14 protein-coding genes are annotated in these 17,519 nt (G+C 57.5%); 7 read left to right on the forward strand and 7 right to left on the reverse strand.

The annotated features are described in order from the left end of the window. Window positions 1-174 precede the first annotated feature (174 nt). From Q7U76_07860 to Q7U76_07890, 7 genes are all read left to right on the forward strand, one after another. Window positions 175-1,452 carry an MFS transporter gene (locus Q7U76_07860; GenBank protein MDO8356287.1) on the forward strand — a complete coding sequence of 426 codons (1,278 nt, stop codon included), beginning with the start codon at window positions 175-177 and terminating at the stop codon, window positions 1,450-1,452. Window positions 1,453-1,543: 91 nt separating this feature from the next. Beyond that, window positions 1,544-2,065 (forward strand): peptidylprolyl isomerase, encoded by a 522-nt coding sequence (locus Q7U76_07865; protein ID MDO8356288.1) that lies wholly within the window; start codon window positions 1,544-1,546, stop codon window positions 2,063-2,065. Between the two features lie 335 nt (window positions 2,066-2,400). Next, window positions 2,401-6,138: a glycosyltransferase family 2 protein gene (locus Q7U76_07870; GenBank protein MDO8356289.1), complete on the forward strand. Its 3,738-nt coding sequence runs from the start codon at window positions 2,401-2,403 to the stop codon at window positions 6,136-6,138. Window positions 6,139-6,149: 11 nt separating this feature from the next. Continuing rightward, window positions 6,150-7,208, forward strand: coding sequence for an acyltransferase family protein (locus Q7U76_07875; protein ID MDO8356290.1), 1,059 nt, complete (start codon window positions 6,150-6,152; stop codon window positions 7,206-7,208). A gap of 209 nt (window positions 7,209-7,417) precedes the next feature. After that, complete coding sequence (locus Q7U76_07880; GenBank protein ID MDO8356291.1) at window positions 7,418-7,705, forward strand: type II toxin-antitoxin system HigB family toxin; 288 nt, start codon at window positions 7,418-7,420, stop codon at window positions 7,703-7,705. Window positions 7,706-7,707: 2 nt separating this feature from the next. Further along, the gene (locus Q7U76_07885) at window positions 7,708-8,178 is read left to right on the forward strand and encodes a transcriptional regulator (GenBank protein ID MDO8356292.1); all 471 of its coding nucleotides are present in this window, start codon (window positions 7,708-7,710) and stop codon (window positions 8,176-8,178) included. Window positions 8,179-8,829: 651 nt separating this feature from the next. Further along, entirely contained in the window at window positions 8,830-9,318 is a 489-nt protein-coding gene (locus tag Q7U76_07890; protein MDO8356293.1) for a hypothetical protein, read from the forward strand. Window positions 9,319-9,654: 336 nt separating this feature from the next. Here Q7U76_07890 and amrB read toward each other — a convergent pair whose 3' ends face one another. From amrB to Q7U76_07925, 7 genes are all read right to left on the reverse strand, one after another. Next, complete coding sequence (amrB, locus tag Q7U76_07895) at window positions 9,655-10,902, reverse strand: AmmeMemoRadiSam system protein B (GenBank protein ID MDO8356294.1); 1,248 nt, start codon at window positions 10,900-10,902, stop codon at window positions 9,655-9,657. Window positions 10,903-11,114: 212 nt separating this feature from the next. Beyond that, window positions 11,115-11,861: a hypothetical protein gene (locus tag Q7U76_07900; GenBank protein ID MDO8356295.1), complete on the reverse strand. Its 747-nt coding sequence runs from the start codon at window positions 11,859-11,861 to the stop codon at window positions 11,115-11,117. A gap of 6 nt (window positions 11,862-11,867) precedes the next feature. After that, entirely contained in the window at window positions 11,868-12,713 is an 846-nt protein-coding gene (locus Q7U76_07905; GenBank protein ID MDO8356296.1) for a hypothetical protein, read from the reverse strand. Window positions 12,714-12,827: 114 nt separating this feature from the next. Next, window positions 12,828-13,478, reverse strand: coding sequence for a hypothetical protein (locus Q7U76_07910; GenBank protein ID MDO8356297.1), 651 nt, complete (start codon window positions 13,476-13,478; stop codon window positions 12,828-12,830). Further along, window positions 13,475-14,677 (reverse strand): hypothetical protein, encoded by a 1,203-nt coding sequence (locus Q7U76_07915; GenBank protein MDO8356298.1) that lies wholly within the window; start codon window positions 14,675-14,677, stop codon window positions 13,475-13,477. Before Q7U76_07915 ends, Q7U76_07910 begins: the two co-directional genes overlap by 4 nt. Before the next feature lie 101 nt (window positions 14,678-14,778). Continuing rightward, entirely contained in the window at window positions 14,779-15,906 is a 1,128-nt protein-coding gene (locus Q7U76_07920) for a hypothetical protein (GenBank protein MDO8356299.1), read from the reverse strand. A gap of 98 nt (window positions 15,907-16,004) precedes the next feature. Further along, window positions 16,005-17,519, reverse strand: a 1,515-nt coding sequence (locus Q7U76_07925) for a glutamate mutase L (protein ID MDO8356300.1), incomplete at its 5' end; no start/stop codon positions are given.

Genomic DNA, 17,519 nt, shown 5'->3' on the forward strand with positions numbered 1-17,519 from the left:
AACCGTCTCGCTGCCGTGAAGAGTTCATCTTACCGAATCACCTGCATGAAATCTACGAAGTCTGCGCCGTGACAGGGTTTTTCACTCGCCATCGAGACCGGATGCTGGTGATCCTCCGCGAGACTCGGTATACTCGCTGGCACTCACCTTGGCACTCAAACACGATCATCTCTTGTGACAACGCCACCATCCCAACCGACCAGAATCCGCTGGCTGATTCTCGCCCTCCTGTTCTCGATCAGCGTCGTGACCTATATCGATCGCGTCAATATTTCCGTCACCGCGCGGCAGATGATGCCGGCCTATGGAATCACCGATCAACAGATGGGCTGGATCTTCTCGGCCTTCGTCATCGGCTACGCCCTCTTCCAGATTCCCGGTGGATGGCTGGCCGATCGCTGGGGTGCCAGAGTCGTGCTCACCATCGCACTTCTCTGGTGGTCGATCTGCACGGCGTTGACCGCCATGGTCGCTGCCTCCTCCCTCGCGAGCCTCGTCGGGATTGTCGGCGCGTTGATGCTCGTGCGGTTCTGCCTGGGAATGGGAGAAGCCGTCGCCTTGCCCGCTTTTAACCGCGCCGTCACCAATTGGTTCCCGGCTGAGGCGCGGGGCCTCGGCATCGGCATCGCCATCGGCGGCATCGGCTTGGGGTCCGCCATAACGCCACCCCTTGCCGCCTGGGTGATGGTGAACTGGGGCTGGCCAACCGTGTTCTACATCGCAAGTCTGCTCGGCATCGGAATGGGGCTCCTCTGGTGGCTTCTGTCGCGCAACCATCCCCACGAACATCCCTGGGTACATGCCGGTAAAGAGGCCCTGATCGAGCGAACGCCGGCCACCGCTGTGCCCTGGCGAACGTTCAGGCAGACTCCCACCATCTGGTGGCTCGTGATCAGCTACAGTTGCCTCGGCTATGTCGCCTACGTCTATCTGTCCTGGTTTTACCTGTATCTGGTGAGTGTTCGAGGATTCGATGTGCTCCGCGGCGGCTTCTATGCCTCGGCTCCGTTTGTGGCCATGCTGGTATTTTGCCCCCTAGGCGGATGGGTCACAGATCGACTCGCGGTCCGTTACGGACTCACCACCGGACGGGTCGTCACCGGCATAACCGGCATGGTCCTGGCCGGGTCAGCCATTGCCCTGGGGGCTTTCGTCGAATCTCCCACCCTGGCGATCACCAGCCTGTCGTTCGGCGCGGGCTGGCTCTACTTTTCCGTCGGCGCCTACTGGGCCTCAACGACCGATCTGTCAAAAGCCCATGCCGGCACGTTGTCAGGACTCATGAACACCGGCGCCAATATCGGCGGCGCAATCTCCCCAACCCTGACGCCCTGGTTGGCTCACCATTGGGGTTGGCCGGTCTCGTTAGGGTTTGCCGCAGCCGTCGCCATCCTGGGCGGGCTCTTATGGTTCAAGATTGACCCAGGTAAGGGGCTAGTGGCGAGGGGCTAGAGGTGGCAGGTAAGGACCGTCTTTCAAGCCGCTCGCCCATCGCCTCAGGCCACTTGCCCCACTGCCTCTCGCCTTGTTACATTCATCCCCTATGACCATGCAATTTCAGAAAATCGATCCGCGCGTCACCATTACGACGCCCTTCGGCGAGATCAAAGTTCGCTTCTACCCGGATGATGCGCCGCGTCACGTCGAGAACTTTATCAAACTCGTGAAAATGGGGTTCTACAATGGAACCACCTTCCATCGCGTGGTGCCTGGATTCATCATTCAGGGCGGCGATCCGCTGAGCAAGAATCCAGACCGTTCCCTGCACGGGTCGGGCAGTCCCGGGTACTGGCTCAACCCGGAAACCAGCGATCGGCCTCATAAACGGGGTGCCATCGCCATGGCCAAGGTGCCACGGGAGAGTAATAGCACCAGAGATTTTAACGACAGTGGATCGCAGTTCTACATCAGTGTTGCAGACAACAGCGGACTAGACCGCACCTATACGGTCTTCGGCGAAGTCTTTCGGGGCATGGAGGTGGTAGACAAGATCGTCGCCGCGGTCCGGGACGACTGCGACAATCCCCTCGAACCGATCCCCATGACCATGACCGTGAAGGAGTAAGGAGAGAACGAGCGAGTTTGTTGGAAGTGAATGGGACTCCGCGAGGTGAGGTGGACGGTGATCCGCTTGAAATGCGATAAGAATCTCTAGGTTCTTGCCCGCTCTTCACGTCTTTCTGTTCCGTCAATACACGACATAGTCCGTTCTGCATCTGCTGGTTCCCTGAACCGGAACATGTCTTCTCTGACATGTTTGGTAGGGGAATTCATACAGGCTAACAAAACCGCCTCAGCTCATTCGAGCCATCTGGTGTTTCTCCGCAAAACATCAATGATATTGGCATCGACGAGTGGCACACCGATTGCGTAAGGGCCTGGACCATCCAGAGGAGTTTCATGACCGCTACACAAGTTCGCTTTGAAGTCAGTCTGACCCGAACCACGATCGTGGCGACAGCCATCGCCGTCACATTGTTTTTCTGGTCCATTGCCTCGGTGCTCAGCGAAGAACTCGAACAAGGGAATCTCTTCCATGTCGTCGAAGCCATGGTCTTCCTCTTGTTGGTGGGATTTCTGATCTCCGGGAACTTCGGCTATCAATTGGCCCGGCTGGCCTATCTAAAGCGCTGGCTCGGCCATGTCCCGGCCACCAGAGACGAATTGATGCAGTCGTTCGCCTCGCCAACACCGCTCCTGACGATTCTGGTGCCTTCGTACAAAGAAGAAACGAACGTCATCCGTCAAACGCTGCTATCGGCGGCCTTGCAGGAATATCCGCACAAGCGGGTCGTGCTGTTGTTGGACAATCCGCCGAATCCACGCACGGCAGAAGATCGCGAAGCCCTGCTGGCTGCCCGGTCCATGCCGGCTGAACTCCATGCCCTGCTCGACGACCAGGCTCGTTACTTTGAGAGCCTGCTGGTGCAATTCATGTTGCGCCAGCAGACAGGGGTACGCGAACGTGCACAAGAATATGTCGCGTTAGCCCAGGCCTATGAGCATGCAGCGCACTGGTTTCAAGAGCAGGCCGACCGGTTGCCCGACAGCACGCACTCCGATGCCTGGTTTGCAGAGCACATTCTCCGCGGGCCGGCACGTCGATATGAAGAGCGGGCTGCGCATTGGCATCGTCAGGCCCAGGCTATTTCCGAAGAGCAGACGCCACAGGAGCGCCTCCTGCTCGCCGAGTACCGTTCTCTGGCCGCCGTATTCCAGGCAGACATCGCGGTCTTCGAACGAAAACGCTACCAGAACCTCTCGCATGAACTGAACAAGGCGATGAATCTGAACAGTTATCTCGGCGTGATGGGCCGGCGTCTGCATGAAGTGCCGCACGCGACCGGACTTATGCTAGAGGAAACGACGGACCTCCAAGGGTCCTATGAGATCCCGGACTCGCCCTATGTCATTACCTTAGATGCAGACAGTCTCATTCTGTCGGACTATGCCATCCGCCTCATTCAGATCATGGAGCAGCCAGGCAATGAACGACTCGCCGTGGCGCAGACTCCCTACAGCGCCATTCCGAACGCACCGGGCCTGCTCGAACGAACCGCCGGAGCGACCACCGACATTCAATATCTCCTGCATCAAGGCTTCACCTACTTCGGCGCCACATTTTGGGTTGGCGCGAACGCACTCCTCCGGAAGGCCGCCTTGGAAGACATTTGCGTGGCAGAGACGACCGCACATGGAGTGATTCGTCGCTATATCCAGGATCGCACGGTGATTGAAGACACGGAATCGACGGTCGATTTGATGGCGCGAGGATGGCGGCTCTTTAACTACCCGGAACGGCTGGCCTACAGCGCCACGCCCGGCGATTTCGGCTCCCTCATTATCCAGCGAGGCCGCTGGGCCAACGGAGGGCTCCTCATTCTGCCCAAGCTGCTCCGGTATCTCAGAAACGTGCCGAAAACCCCGACACTCGTCCCGCAGAGTTTCTACCAGCTACATTACCTCACCTCGATGGCGCTGTCTCCCATCTGCGTGCTGCTGTTGTTGGCGGTCCCCTTCTCCTCCAAGCTTATGACCGTCTGGCTGTCGATGACCGCCATCCCCTACTTCCTCCTCTATGCTCGCGATCTCTCGATCCTGCGCTATCGAGGCCTCATCGACTTCATACGAGTCTATGCCCTCAACCTCCTCTTGCTGCCCGTGCACCTTGGCGGTGCCATGAAATCGGTCCAGCAACTCGTCACTGGCGAAAAAATTCCCTTCCGCCGCACACCAAAAGTACTTGGGCGAACTGGTGCACCGGCGCTCTACGTGGCCCTTGAATACGGGCTCCTGCTGCTCTGCTGTGTCACGGGACTCTTCTATGCCTCGCAAGGCCGATGGATCTCCGCAGCCTTTGCCCTGGTGAATGGCGCGCTCTATGGCTATGCCATTTCATCATTCATCGGGTTCGCTGAGAGCCTGGAAGATCTGCAGCCTGTCTGGAAGAGCCTGCGGCCTCAACACCTGGTCCCAGCCCTGGACGCCATCGGACAACGGATTGTTGGCAGCACCTCCTATATCTGGCGAATCCCGGCCATGCTCCGAAATCTCCGTGAGCAAAGCTCCCTCTACTTCGCCATTTCGAGCTGCTGCGCACTGCTGGAAGTCTTCGCCCCAGCGGCTCTGTTAGGCGCAGTCGACGGGGCCCCATCCCCTATTCAACTAGAGAACCGGAAGCCTGGCACGACCGACTGGGTGCTGACGCGCCCGGCCCTGCACCGTGAAATTGAAGGGTATGCCTCGCTGACCAGCGTGAATCGCGGAGAGAAACTGAACCTCTTCGTGAATACGGCCGCAAACTTCTATACTGTGAAAATTTACCGGATGGGCTGGTACCAAGGAACCGGTGCGCGTGAGATCGCCGGGCCCATTCGCCGTAAGGGGCAGGTGCAATCACAACCCACGACAGATCCGCGCACCGGTCTGATCGAGTGCCGCTGGGACAATCCCGTCACACTGGCCGTCCCGCTCAATCCATCGGATGCCACAGACTGGGCCAGCGGGGTCTACCTGGCCAAACTGACGGCTGAACCGACGGGCGATCAAAGTTATATCGTATTCGTCGTCCGCGACGATGCGCGCCCCTCGACCTATCTCATCCAATCGAGCGTCACGACCTTTCAGGCCTACAATAATTGGGGCGGCAAATCGCTCTATGCCTTTAACAGTGCGGGGGGACAAGCCGCGAAGGTCTCCTTCAACCGTCCCTATGCCATCAGCCCTCTCCCGATTGCATCAGGTGGCGTTGGTGCAGGAGACTTCCTCACATCCAACTCATTCCCCATCGGCTACCAGTCCTCGGCTGCAGGCTGGGAATATAATATGGTGCGCTGGCTGGAGCGGGAAGGCTATGACGTGACCTATGCCACGAATGTCGATGTCCATGCCAACCAAGCTCTCCTGGCATCTCATCAGGCGTTCCTCTCTGTCGGACATGATGAATATTGGAGCTGGGAGATGCGCCACCACGTCGAGCAGGCTCGCGACCGGGGCACCCATGTGGGATTCTTCTCCGCCAATACCTGCTACTGGCAAATTCGCCTGGAGCCGAGCCGGCTCACTGGTGAATCGAACAGGACGATCGTCGCGCATAAAGAAAATGCCCCCTGGCATGATCCCTTGCAGCTCGATCAAGACCCCACGAACGACTACCTCATCACGACGAAATGGCGCAATCCTCCCGTGAATCGTCCGGAAGCTGCCTTGATCGGAAGCATGTTCATTGAAACCGACGCTCCAGTAGATGGAGACTTCGTGATTGAGGATGCCTCCCATTGGATCCTCAATGGAACGGGATTACAGCAAGGCGACCGCTTGCCGGGACTCTTGGGCTACGAAGTCGACGGAGGGCGCGATTCGACTCCACCAAGCACCCAGGTGATCGCCCGTGCGCGAGTGGCCTCACCAGAAGGCACGGTCACGGTCTACAACGCGGCGAATGGCGCGATCATCTTTTCGACCGGTTCCATACAGTGGAGTTGGGGCCTGGACGATTACGCTGTTCCGGCCCTCCGCACATCGCGGCTCAGTCCGGCTGCCCAACAGATAACCCGCAATGTTCTGGCTCGTTTCAGTGGAAAGGATGTTGCGGCAGACTCCGTCAACCAGACTAGCCAGCCGGCACCACTACGGTAGAATCGACTGCCTTGCACCCTCCAATCGATACCGCAGCGTCACCTCAGGCAACAACCGTGGCTCAGCGATCCGGCTCATTTGACGTAATACGAGTCTGTGCCTGCCTCGCTGTTGTCCTGCTACACCTCTGCGCCACCATCGTGATGCAACCGGATCAGCTGGGCACAGTCAGCTGGCATCTGGCCAACCTCTTCGATTCTGCCACGCGGTGGTCAGTGCCGGTCTTTGTGATGTTGAGCGGCGCCTTATTACTCGATGCGAACAAACAGACCAGTCCCCGTGATTTCTGGGCCAAACGCATGAACCGGCTGTTGCCGGCACTGCTGTTCTGGTCAGCCATCTATCTGGCCTGGCGTACGTTTTTCTGGCACCAGCCGCTCACCCTCAATACGATTGCCCTAGACCTGATTGCAGGACGGCCCTACATTCATCTCTACTTTCTCTTCCTGATCGCGGGGCTCTATCTCGTGACACCTTTTCTGGCAATGGCAGCAACCAGTCTCAGTTCGAAACACCTCGGTCAGGCGATCCTGGTCATGGCGGCCCTGGCGTTGGGAGCCAACTTGGCCGATTTTCTCGCCACCAGCATTTTCACGATGTTCGTCCCCTACATCGCCTATTACTTCGCGGGACTCTATTGTGTCCTGGTGCTCGTAAACCGCCCAGGCCCCTATGGCCTCCTCTTGGCCGGTGCCATTGCTACGACCACCCTGCTCACAGCCTTTTTAGTATCAGTGAAAGGTCTTGATGACCACTGGTCCTTCTACTTCTATGAAGACTTTAGCCCCACCATCATGATGATGGCGGTCACAGTCTTCATGGTCCTCCTCCGTGCGACATTCTCCCCTGCTATTCAGTCGATAGCGCAGCGCCTGGCGCCCTGGACGTTGGGAGTCTACGTGGCCCATCCGATCATCGTGGAGCTATTACGAAACCTCTACCACACCACAATGCCAGCCATGTTCCGCCCCCTCTACTACATCCCCATCACCTTCGCCGCCACCATTGTCATCACCTTTACGGCTGTCGCGCTGATGCAGAGAATCCCACTCCTGCGACGGGTCGTCTAGCTCACCAGGATGCTGAAAAATCCCGCCAGCATCGTTCTCGCATCGTTCAGATCCTCAACGTACCCTACGGGTACGCCTCGACCCTTCACCCGCTGCGGCCTTGCTGGACGGCCTTTTTGAGCAGCCTGCGTGGTGGGCATTCACCAACGCCATGAACATCTACCCCTCGCACGCTTGACGCACATCTCATATTGAGATATCATCGTCACGTGCATATCATCACGCGAAAGCGACTGGTGGAATTCGCGCGAACACATCCTGCTGCACGAGCTCCGTTAAATGCCTGGTTCGCCATTGTTCGGAAGACCGACTATGCCTCTTTCGCCGGTCTACGGAAGACATTCCCCTCCGCCGATCAAGTGGGCGGGTTGACCGTCTTTGACATCGGGGGCAACAAGTTCCGACTGATAGCGGCCATTCATTACAACCGGCAAAAAGTCTATATCCGGCACGTGCTCACACATGCCGAGTACGACCGAGACGCCTGGAGGACCTGATTATGCTCGCCAAATACATCCATGACGTGAACGCCGACTACCGCCGCATTCGGCAACAGATCCCCCTCGGTCCGTTGCATACCAAGGCGGAATACGACCGAGCCGTGGCCGTCCTTGATGACATTCTCGACGAAATCGGCCAACAGGACACCCATACCCTCGCCGACTTGGCTGAGACCTTAGCCCTCTCTATTGAGGCATACGAGGACACCCATGTCGCCACACCCGACGCCTCCGGGCCTGAAATTCTGCGAAGCCTAATGGAGGATCATCAACTCGCGCAATCGGACCTTCCCGAGATCGGCAGCCAAGGCGTGCTGTCGGAAATCTTGTCGGGCAAACGCGACCTGAACGTCCGCCAAATCGCCCACCTCGCCGCAAGGTTCGGCGTCTCACCCTCGGTATTCATGCCACTCGCCACCGGCACAACCAAATCCCCCACGACCAAGAAGCGGAAAGTGCGAGTACCCTAGTCCGGCACCTGCTTCACACTGCGCCGCCACCATTGCCTTAACGTTTCCTGCTGTCGCCTGGTGCAAAGAATCCCTATCCTGCGACGGGTGCCTAGCTCACCAGGAAGGATGATTTGTCTGTCCGGTAGCAGTGGGGGCGAGATTTGAAAATCCTGAATCCCTAGAGGCTATGGGTCGTGATCCTGTCAGATCGTTTTCTACTCAATCGCTTACAGAGGAGTCAGAGGTGGGGAGAGGAACCGATGAAACCCGATAGGACACGATAGTTCTGCCACAGTTTAGCCACAGCCGCACTGGAAAGGAAGGTAAGTCAAAAATCGAGAAATAGTCCGCTGGTGCCAACTCGATTTTGATGAGAGATACGAGTATTCTTCGGACAGTTTAAAAAGGAATGTTAGGCTCAACTGTACTGAGAAGAGAAAAGCAGAAGTGAAACTCAACTTTCCGCTATATCACCTTATTTTCCTATCCTCAGTCTTCGGCTGCCAGGGATGCACTGTTCTTACCTATGGAACGTACAGCGAGCCTATCGTACCTGCAAGCGAAGCTAAAGTAGTTAGCGGTCCTGGCATCGAGACATCTGGACGTCCCGTTGGGGATACGATTCAGTTCCGTGACCTCACCTTGACGGTCATACCGAGAAATGAACGCATGTCACTCCATATTGTCGGATTTTCTATCGTTCCTGTTCTTCCTCTCCCAGGTAACAGAAACTTATCCGAAAATTATGCCAGCAGGCAGAAGAGAGGCCCGTTATTCGTGATGAGGGTGACCATAGATCCCCGGACAGACAGCCTCACCTTTGACCCTACGGGGGTGATTCTTTCGCTGCCATCAGGGGAAGAACTCAACCCATCAGCCTTCTGGGGGCCTCAATCGAGGAGAGCCAGCCCCCTTGTTGGATGTAGCCCCTTTGTGTACTTCGACAGGAAAACCCCAGGTCCAATTCCGATCGCCGAAGCAATAAATCCCTTCGAGGTTCCAGAAGAAACCTGCTTCACCTTCGTCTTCGATACGCCTCCTCCTTCTCCTGATGAGGAGTTCTCCCTCTCGATTCATGGAATAAAGAAGCGAGGGCAGACCCTTGCAATACCACCGATTCACTTTCAGCCACATTCGGGATGGTGGATGTTTCGTTGAAGTATCTGGCATGCTAGTTCTAAACGAATCGAGGGAACGTCAATTCGGCGCAGTCGTCTCAATCTGTGAATTGCACATTTGCAGCCTCTTGGTTATGATTTGCGGTTTGTCAGTTCGTAGCAGCGTAGAAAGCGGTCCCCCGAGCAAGGCTCGAACTCGAAAGAAATAGCGAGCTCGATGTTCCGACGAATTATCTCCAGGGCAACCGCAGGCTGCTCAAACAGACTATCCAGCAAGGCCGCAGCCGAAGAACAGGCCGCAGGCGTACCCTCAGGGGTACGTTGAGGACCTGTTCGAGGCGAGAACGAAGCTGGGAGTCTGTTTCAGCAGCCGACGTTAGAAGAAGGCCATTGAGGCATACGTCACCGTCGAATTGTACTGATCGGTGATCCCGCGGTCGTAGCGGAGGACCTGCCCGCTCTCCGCATCGATCAGCCGCAGTAAGGAATAGATGGGTGAGAAGCCGGAGATTCGGCGCTGGTCCTGCTCTTTCCTGATGTAGTTGGCGAACTCTTCCGGCTGGCGCTCCTCGACCGGCTTCAACATCTCCAGGTCGAACTGCATGCAACGATGGAAGGAGAAGTCCGTCGGAGGCGCCTTGTCTCCGTAGCGCATGCCCAAATGAGCCAGTTCTCCTGCTGCGATCACACAGTAGGACCGGCCCGATTGCGTGAGGACCTCGCGAAGCCCGGTCAAAAACTGATCGACCGATTGGCGAACGGTGGGATCACCCAGGCTGGCAGCAGAGAAGGCACTCAAGATCGGGACGATGGTGAAGGGCTTCTTGCTCCCCACGATGTCCTGAAGAAAGGGAAGCTGAAACTCGATCGCCTGTTCCGCTTGGTGGCAAAGATCGTCTTCAAAGAAGGTCGGGAGTTTGGCCTTGAGCTGGCTGAGAATCGGCTGGTCGGCGGTGACAACCCCGAGCGGTGTCTCGAAATCCTTATCCGTCACGGCAAAGACATGGTCCAATCCGGCAGAGGCCGTGCCGATGATCACGAACAGATCCGGCTGCTCCGCATCTTGCAGCTCTTTGTAGGCCCAGGCATAGATCGGGCCTGCTTGTTTCAGGTCGTAGGTTGGAGCGACGAGGCCCTTGATCTTCTTCCCCGCATTCTCTGACGGTTTGAAATCCGGTCCTTCTTTTGACGTAAAGAATCCGTCGATCTGCTTTTTCAGTTTCGCGCCTTCTGCTTCGTACCCTCGCCCGGCAAAGGCTGCGCCACGCAGCGGGCTCTGCCGATAGGTTTCACGCGCCAATCGCCGGGCATCTTCAGCCCGAGGACCTTCCAGGAACAGCTTCTCGTTCAGGTCGACCACCAGCTGATCGATCTTGCTGGGCACGAGGAATTCACCGAATCGTTTGAGATAGAGCGCCCCGATTTCCGCCAGCGAATGTTCGCCGTCGAAATGCTGAATGATGAAGAAATAGTTGAGCGGCAGCACGAGCTTTTCTTTGCTCAGCCCCGTGGGATCCCAGAGGACCATGTACTGTTCCTCACCCTCTTTGATCGGTGAGAACTGAAGATTACGAAGAGCGGGGCATTGCTTGGGATCGTGCGGGATCGTGATTGTAGTAGTCATGGCGCTCCTTATTGGAGCGCCATTGTAACCAAGCCTTTACGGAAGCTGCAACCGGTGAACTGGTTCATTTGGAGAACATTCCTACAGGATGCTCAAAAAGGCCGTCCAGCAAGGCCGCAGGAGAATCGAAACCGGAGGCGTACCCTCAGGGGTACGTTGAGGATTTCGATGAGCCGAGAACGCTGCTGGCGGACTTTTTCAGCATCCTGCGTCTATTCTTGGGGCTTGCTGCCGGATCGGCGAGCCATCACCACCAAGGTGAGGATGGTCAAACCCAGGAGCCAGAGGCTCGGTCGGCCATAGGAGGGGTCGGTGAACTCGATGAGGTCGGTCAAACGACCGATCAACAAGGACATGCGAGCCATCACGGTATAGCCGAACGCCGCGCCGAAAGCGATCATCAGGAAGAGAATTCCGGTCCGCGCAACGACCTTGCCAGGCCCCGTATGCTCGACGGAAAAGAAGAAGTAAAACAGGACGGAGCTGACCCCGACCAAGATGATGATGGTGTTGATGCTGCTGGCCGGGTTGAGGAGATTCCAGGTAAACGCAAGCCCCTCGCCAGGCACCATTATCAGGAGGGGGCGGACCGTGTCCTCAATCTGTTTGAGAATGTACGAAGAAATCACACGAGGGATCGCAAGCCCGGACCCAACCCCTACAATGAATGCGAAGGCATAACGCGACAGCCAGGCGGCCTTAGGAACATATCGCGTGAGCATGAGCGCCCCAATGGCAACTGGGATCAACAAGGCCCATTCCCCGTTCTCCACGATCGGCTTCCACACGAGATGCACGACGACGGTGTCGTACGTCTTGACGATGGTATAACCGACCGACACGCCGACGTAGAGGTTCTCCGCCAATTTGAATAACGGGTTGTCCTTATAGAGGAACGAGAAGATGAAGAGGGTCAACCCCGTCGCCACCCAGGCCCCGATGATGGTTTCAATCGGCATTGGTCCTCACGCTCCCGAGCGGCTCTGTAATGTGGCCTGTCTACGCATGGAGAAATAGAACAGATTGCAGATGATCACGAGCACGATGATGGCAAGATGGGTGGCCGATTGCGCATCCATGCCGGCAATGGCCTTCCCTTTTTGACCGATCAAAGTCTCATACTCTGCCGCGCCCCGCAAGCCGCCGATGAGACCGTTGATCTGGCCGCTCCGCAACAGAGGATAGAGCCCCGGCGCCATCACGCCGGTGCAACCCCCTCCAAGTTCGAACTTGTACTTGTCCTTACCAAACACATACCAGGCTTCTACGCCGGGATTCCCCGCACCCAGGCTGATCGCATAGTTCACATCGCGAAGATTGGCAATACCTTGGAGCACCGGCATGCCCTTCGTGGGCTTGCCGTTATAGTCGGCCGGAAAGGCCCCGTAGAGGTCCTGACCCATATTGATGATCACGGCGGTCCCGCCGGGACTCCAGCCAAGGAACACATAGTCCTTCCCGCTTTCCTTGCCCATCTCGCGGGCCACCTGCGTGACGACCTGATCGGCCATGCCGGTTCCGGAAACCCAGAGCGTCATCGCGATCACGCGCAGGTTCTTCCGGAAGGCATGCCGGAGCAACGAAATCGATTGGGGATGCAGCTCGGGCTTCGAGGCAGGATCGAAGTCCAGCGAGAGGAGAAACACGGATCCCTCGGGGAGCGACTCGATGTAGTCATAGACCCCGCGCACCTCCGGCGAAATCTTGATCGGCAACCCGACCGGATAGAGCAGTGGCAACAGCGTGCAGAGTCCGATCACCAAAAAGATGATCCGCCGGTCGATCTTCAGCATGCGTTCAGCGAAACTCACAGTTGCTCCTTCGTCGCCACCGAGCATTCAGCCATCAGCAATCAGCCTTCAGGTAAGAAACGAGTCGTCGACTCCGAAGCTGAGAGCTGACGGCTGATAGCTGGCTGCTCGCCATCACTCTTTTCCCCCGCCGAGATACGACCGCTCCATGCCGAAGATAATCTTGATGGAGAGCGCGACTGTGCCAAGACTGACGCCGATCAAGATCGCGCGCCGCACCGATGCATTCAGCACGTTCAAGATCCACTGAGAGAGATCACCGCTGATCGGGATGAGATATTCTCCGAGCGGGACGCGGCCCATCATGACGATGACGGCCGCAATGAGCAGCACCGCCGCCTCACGGCTCCGCGCGCGGAACGACCGATAGGCGGCAGAAGCAATAAACAGTGCGAGAATCGCAAACATCGTCCCCTGCAGCGGGACCATCATGTAGTTATAGATCCAGCCGAAGGATGTCATCGCGCCATCGACCGCTTCTTTGCCGTTCGACCAGAGGCCGACCGCGATCGTACCCAGCATGCTGACGTACAGCACAAAACTATAGCCCCACCCCGCTTCCTTTCGGCGGATCTTCATGGCATGGACCTGGAACAGGCTGCTGACACCCAGCACCAGCGCGAACCCGCCGATGATCTGGAGCCATTTGGTGACGGAGGTCAGCATCTGCTCCGAAGCCGGATGCGGCACATAATATTGCGCCGCGAATACCAATCCGGTGATGAGCGTAATCAGGAGCGGAACCTGCCGGCGAAGAAAAATCATTTCACGTCCTTGAACACATCCAGAAACAGTTTCGGCCATTGCGCATCGAGCATCACCCCGAGGGTGGCCAGGATGGTCCCGACGCCGAGCACCACGAGGATGAGCGCCTTGCCGATGTCCTGACCGCGCAGCGTGCCGACCTGCACCGGTTCCCTGGAGAGATAGGCACTGGCCGCGTAGAGCTCCTCTCCAATCAAGGTGTAGTCGCAGGTGGTGACGAAGAACGGCAGCTGGTGATCGGAATCCGTCCCGGCGATTTGAATGGCACCGGTGCTCGCGCCTGTTTCCGTCAACAGCAAAGCTTCCGCGAAATAGGATCCCATAAAGAAGTTTGCAGCCGGTTTTTTCCGCAGCATGATGCCGTCCACTGCCGCGGTATAGCTGAATTGGTCGGACGTAATGAAAAAATTCGAATCGTCCTTGTAGAGATCCGGCTTGCCTGCTTCCAGGTAAGCCTGTTTCGTAATTTCCTGGCAGACGGCCATGGTGATGGGATCGCGGTGCGGCACGAGCAACTCGGTCTCGTAGGCCGCCGTACGTTTGGCCACACGCCCGAGGATGACCGCCGCGGCAATGGTGGAGGGATCGCTCATGTCGTGGGCGCCGGTCAAGTAGAGGATCGGCTTGCCCAACTCGGTCGCGCGGCCGATGGCCTCATCCACGGCATCGAGGCCGGGAATGCGCCGGAGAAAGATCTCCCGCTTTCTGGCCGTACTGATCGCATAGAACACGATGCCACCGAACAATAGCGCCAGAAGCAAATTATTGATCTGATTCCAGTTCATCCAGTTCGGTTGCGACGTCGCCTGCACCGGCTGGGCGATGCCACGGTCGTCACTCAGAACCGCAGCCACGGCGACGCTATAGACGACTCCGTCCTTCAGTTCGACGCCCCGCCCATTCCTCAGCGTGAACTGGTGCTGGTCTCCAGTCGCCGGCCTTGTCCACCAGGGCCACTTGGATTCACGAATATAATGCTGGTTCGCAGGGAACTCCGCCACGACTTTCATTGCAGCCGGGTCAGGCACCGTTGTCCCATCGCTCAGTAAGATCTGATACTTGGTCACGGCACTATCGTATGGCGCAGGAGCCCAGACAACAGTCAAACTACCGCCACCATCACTCGGGGTATCGAAGACACGAACGTCTTGCGGGGGAGAGAGAGTTTTCTTCGTCTGGGCGTCGACCTGCGCAAACACCGGCAAAACAGGCAAACAAAGAGCAGCCGCTAGTAGCAGAATACGCCCGCATGTTGAACGAGCCCTGTTACATTTCACGTCTAACGTCTCACGTTTCACGCTTACGAGCCTTCAATTAACTCGATATTCGTCCTGGGAATCATGGCCCTGCTGCCATCTGGAAAACGGACTTCCATCACACGCACGTCGCTCTCGGTCGGAATCTTCTGGAGATCGGACGGCAGACTTGCCACTTCGCCGATCTTCCCGAATAGGGGATCTCGAATGACGCGTACCTGGTCGCCGATCCTGATACCTTCTCGCTCCGCAACGGCGGCAACAGCCTGCGCACCCGATCTCCCCTTGGGAATAATGATCTCCGGTCGAATGACGCCGGCACGAATTTGCGTCGCGCCTGAAATCGAAGCCTGTTGGCCCGCATGGGCGGAAAGCAAATTGAAGGTCTTGCCGGCCATGGGAATGGTGCCGAACCCTTCTGTGAGGATCAGGGTAAAGCCAACTTGTTCTGTGCCTGTGATGGCCACGCCAAGATCGTAGCCCAGGAGTGCGCGCAAATCCTTATCATGAATGCCGCCAATAACCAACCCTGCGACCCCCACCTCTTTCGCGCGAGTCAGCGCCTCCGACGAGATGAAGGAGCCCCCCACGACGACCTTGCCCTTCATGGCCGTCGTCAGGTGACGCGGCGTGAGCACTTCGTCCGGCGACGTCACGGCAATCACGATCTCGCCCCTGGTTTCACCACCGATGCCAAAGATGCCCTGCACCAGGCTGCAATCAGTCTCAACCACGACGCCCTGCAGGGGAATCACCTCGACAATGAGCCCATCCACATAGCCGAGCAACTCCAGGACGCGCGGCGGTTCTCGCAACAGCACCTGGCCTGTGACGGTCGACAGGGATTCCACGATACCGGTGATCGGTGAGAGCACTTCCGTCTTGAACCACTTGATGAGGGGCTTGTTCTCGGCCAGGACCTCGTCTTTGTGAACGGGATCGCCTGCCTTCTTGATCAAATACTCATGGATCTCATCCGGCGCCACACCCAACTGATTGGCGAGGTTCAGGGGATAGACCTTCCCCGGCAATTCCGCACGAGCGACCGGCTGATTCGCACGCACGGTTTCTCCCGCTGTGACCAGCACGATGCCCGGCAGCGACAACAGCCGTCGACGACGGATGGTTGCCTGCTCGGTGACGGTGAGGCCTGGAGTGTAGGAATGCGCCATAATTTAAAGTCTAGGAGCTAATAGCTGATGGCATATGGCTGATGGTCAGAAATCAAGAGCTGATGCAAATCCGACTATACGCCATACGCTATCAGCCATCAGCTCCCCTTCGGGTAGAGATCGACGGCCTGATACCATTTCTTCAACGATGCCACTCTGGCATCGTGGTCGGTCGGCAACTGCAAGGGACGCCCGCGTCCATCGAGGAGGAGTCCCACCACACCGCCTTGCACCTCACGCGTGACGGCAACTCCTACCCCTGCCCCGAGGTTCACCTGTTTCGCCGGCTGAATCGTGATCGAGGCCTTCTGATCGCTGGCCAGAGGCACCAGCCGCAGATCGCCAAATGAGAGTTGCCCCTTATCGATGCGGCCATCTGAGAAGGTGATGGCATAGTCCGCACACCGTTCTCCATCTTTCCCCTGCCCGATCGGCGCAACGCAGGTCCCCAAGTAGACCATGCAATCACGAACGAAGACATCGGTTGCCGCCTTCTCATCGATCGCCGAGAGCACGCCCAGATGCGGCATCATGAAGATACTGTCGACTGAGAGCCTCGTCACCCCGAGCGGCTCATAGGCATCCACCATCATAAGCATCGACTGGATACGGCGCGGCGCATGGGACAGAATCCCGCCGCTCCCGACGATCAAATCGAGCTTGAGCATGTCGATCAACGTCTTGCCGGACTGCTGCTGTTCGAACACATCAGAAATCGTGCGTTCTTGTTGTATCCCCTTGAGGGCCGTCGCGAGGGACTTATGATGGATCAAGGCGAGCCGGAGCGCTTCACGGGCAATCGCATGTTCGATCTGCAACTCGTCCAGCGTCTGCGGAATCGTCGTCGGCCGGACCATCTTGTTCTTGATCCGGTTGCGGAGCGTTTGTTCGTCGATCGTAAAAGGCACCCACCGCATGATATTGGCGAGCCCTGCCTCCGCCAACACATTGGAAATACTGTAAGACATCCCGAGGTTCGCGCTGACAGTCCGGTTGAACAGTCCCTCGAAGACCGAGAACACGTCCGTCGTCGCGCCGCCGATATCCACCCCGATCAAATTTAAATGCTCTCGCTTGGCAATCGTTTCCATGATCACACCGACTGCCGCCGGTGTCGGCATGATCGGGGCACCGGCCATCTCGATCAGCTTCTTGTAGCCCGGCGCCTGTTGCATGACATGTTCGAGAAACAGGTCGTGGATCTTGTTGCGCGCTGGCGCAAGGTTCTCCCGTTCCAAAACAGGACGAATGTTGTCGGTCAGCACCAGCGCGGTTTTCTCTCCCAGGATTTTCTTCACTTGCGGCTGCGCGTCTTTGTTGCCCGCGTAGACCAACGGGAGCTTATAGGTGGCTCCAAATCGAGGGCGTGGGTCCGCCGCCGCTATGTACTCCGCCATCTCCACCACATGGGTGACAGCGCCGCCGTCCGTCCCTCCGGACATCAAGATCATGTCCGGCCGCATCGTCCGGATACGCTCGATCTTCTCATGTGGCAGACGGCCATCGTTCGACGCGAGCACATCGATGACGATTGCGCCGGCTCCGAGCGCGGCCCGTTGCGCACTTTCCCCCGTCATGTTCTGCACCACCCCGGTCACCATCATCTGCAACCC

It is taken from the genome of Nitrospirota bacterium (genome assembly GCA_030645475.1).
Classification (GTDB): domain Bacteria; phylum Nitrospirota; class Nitrospiria; order Nitrospirales; family Nitrospiraceae; genus Palsa-1315.

Coding starts and splice junctions, on each gene's coding strand:
- Q7U76_07900 (MDO8356295.1), bottom strand. CDS start 11,861: ATGCCGATTGAAACCATCATCGGGGCCTGGGTGGCGACGGGGTTGACC.
- Q7U76_07885 (MDO8356292.1), top strand. CDS start 7,708: ATGCTCGCCAAATACATCCATGACGTGAACGCCGACTACCGCCGCATT.
- Q7U76_07865 (MDO8356288.1), top strand. CDS start 1,544: ATGACCATGCAATTTCAGAAAATCGATCCGCGCGTCACCATTACGACG.
- Q7U76_07890 (MDO8356293.1), top strand. CDS start 8,830: ATGTCACTCCATATTGTCGGATTTTCTATCGTTCCTGTTCTTCCTCTC.
- Q7U76_07870 (MDO8356289.1), top strand. CDS start 2,401: ATGACCGCTACACAAGTTCGCTTTGAAGTCAGTCTGACCCGAACCACG.
- Q7U76_07920 (MDO8356299.1), bottom strand. CDS start 15,906: ATGGCGCATTCCTACACTCCAGGCCTCACCGTCACCGAGCAGGCAACC.
- Q7U76_07910 (MDO8356297.1), bottom strand. CDS start 13,478: ATGATTTTTCTTCGCCGGCAGGTTCCGCTCCTGATTACGCTCATCACC.
- amrB (MDO8356294.1), bottom strand. CDS start 10,902: ATGACTACTACAATCACGATCCCGCACGATCCCAAGCAATGCCCCGCT.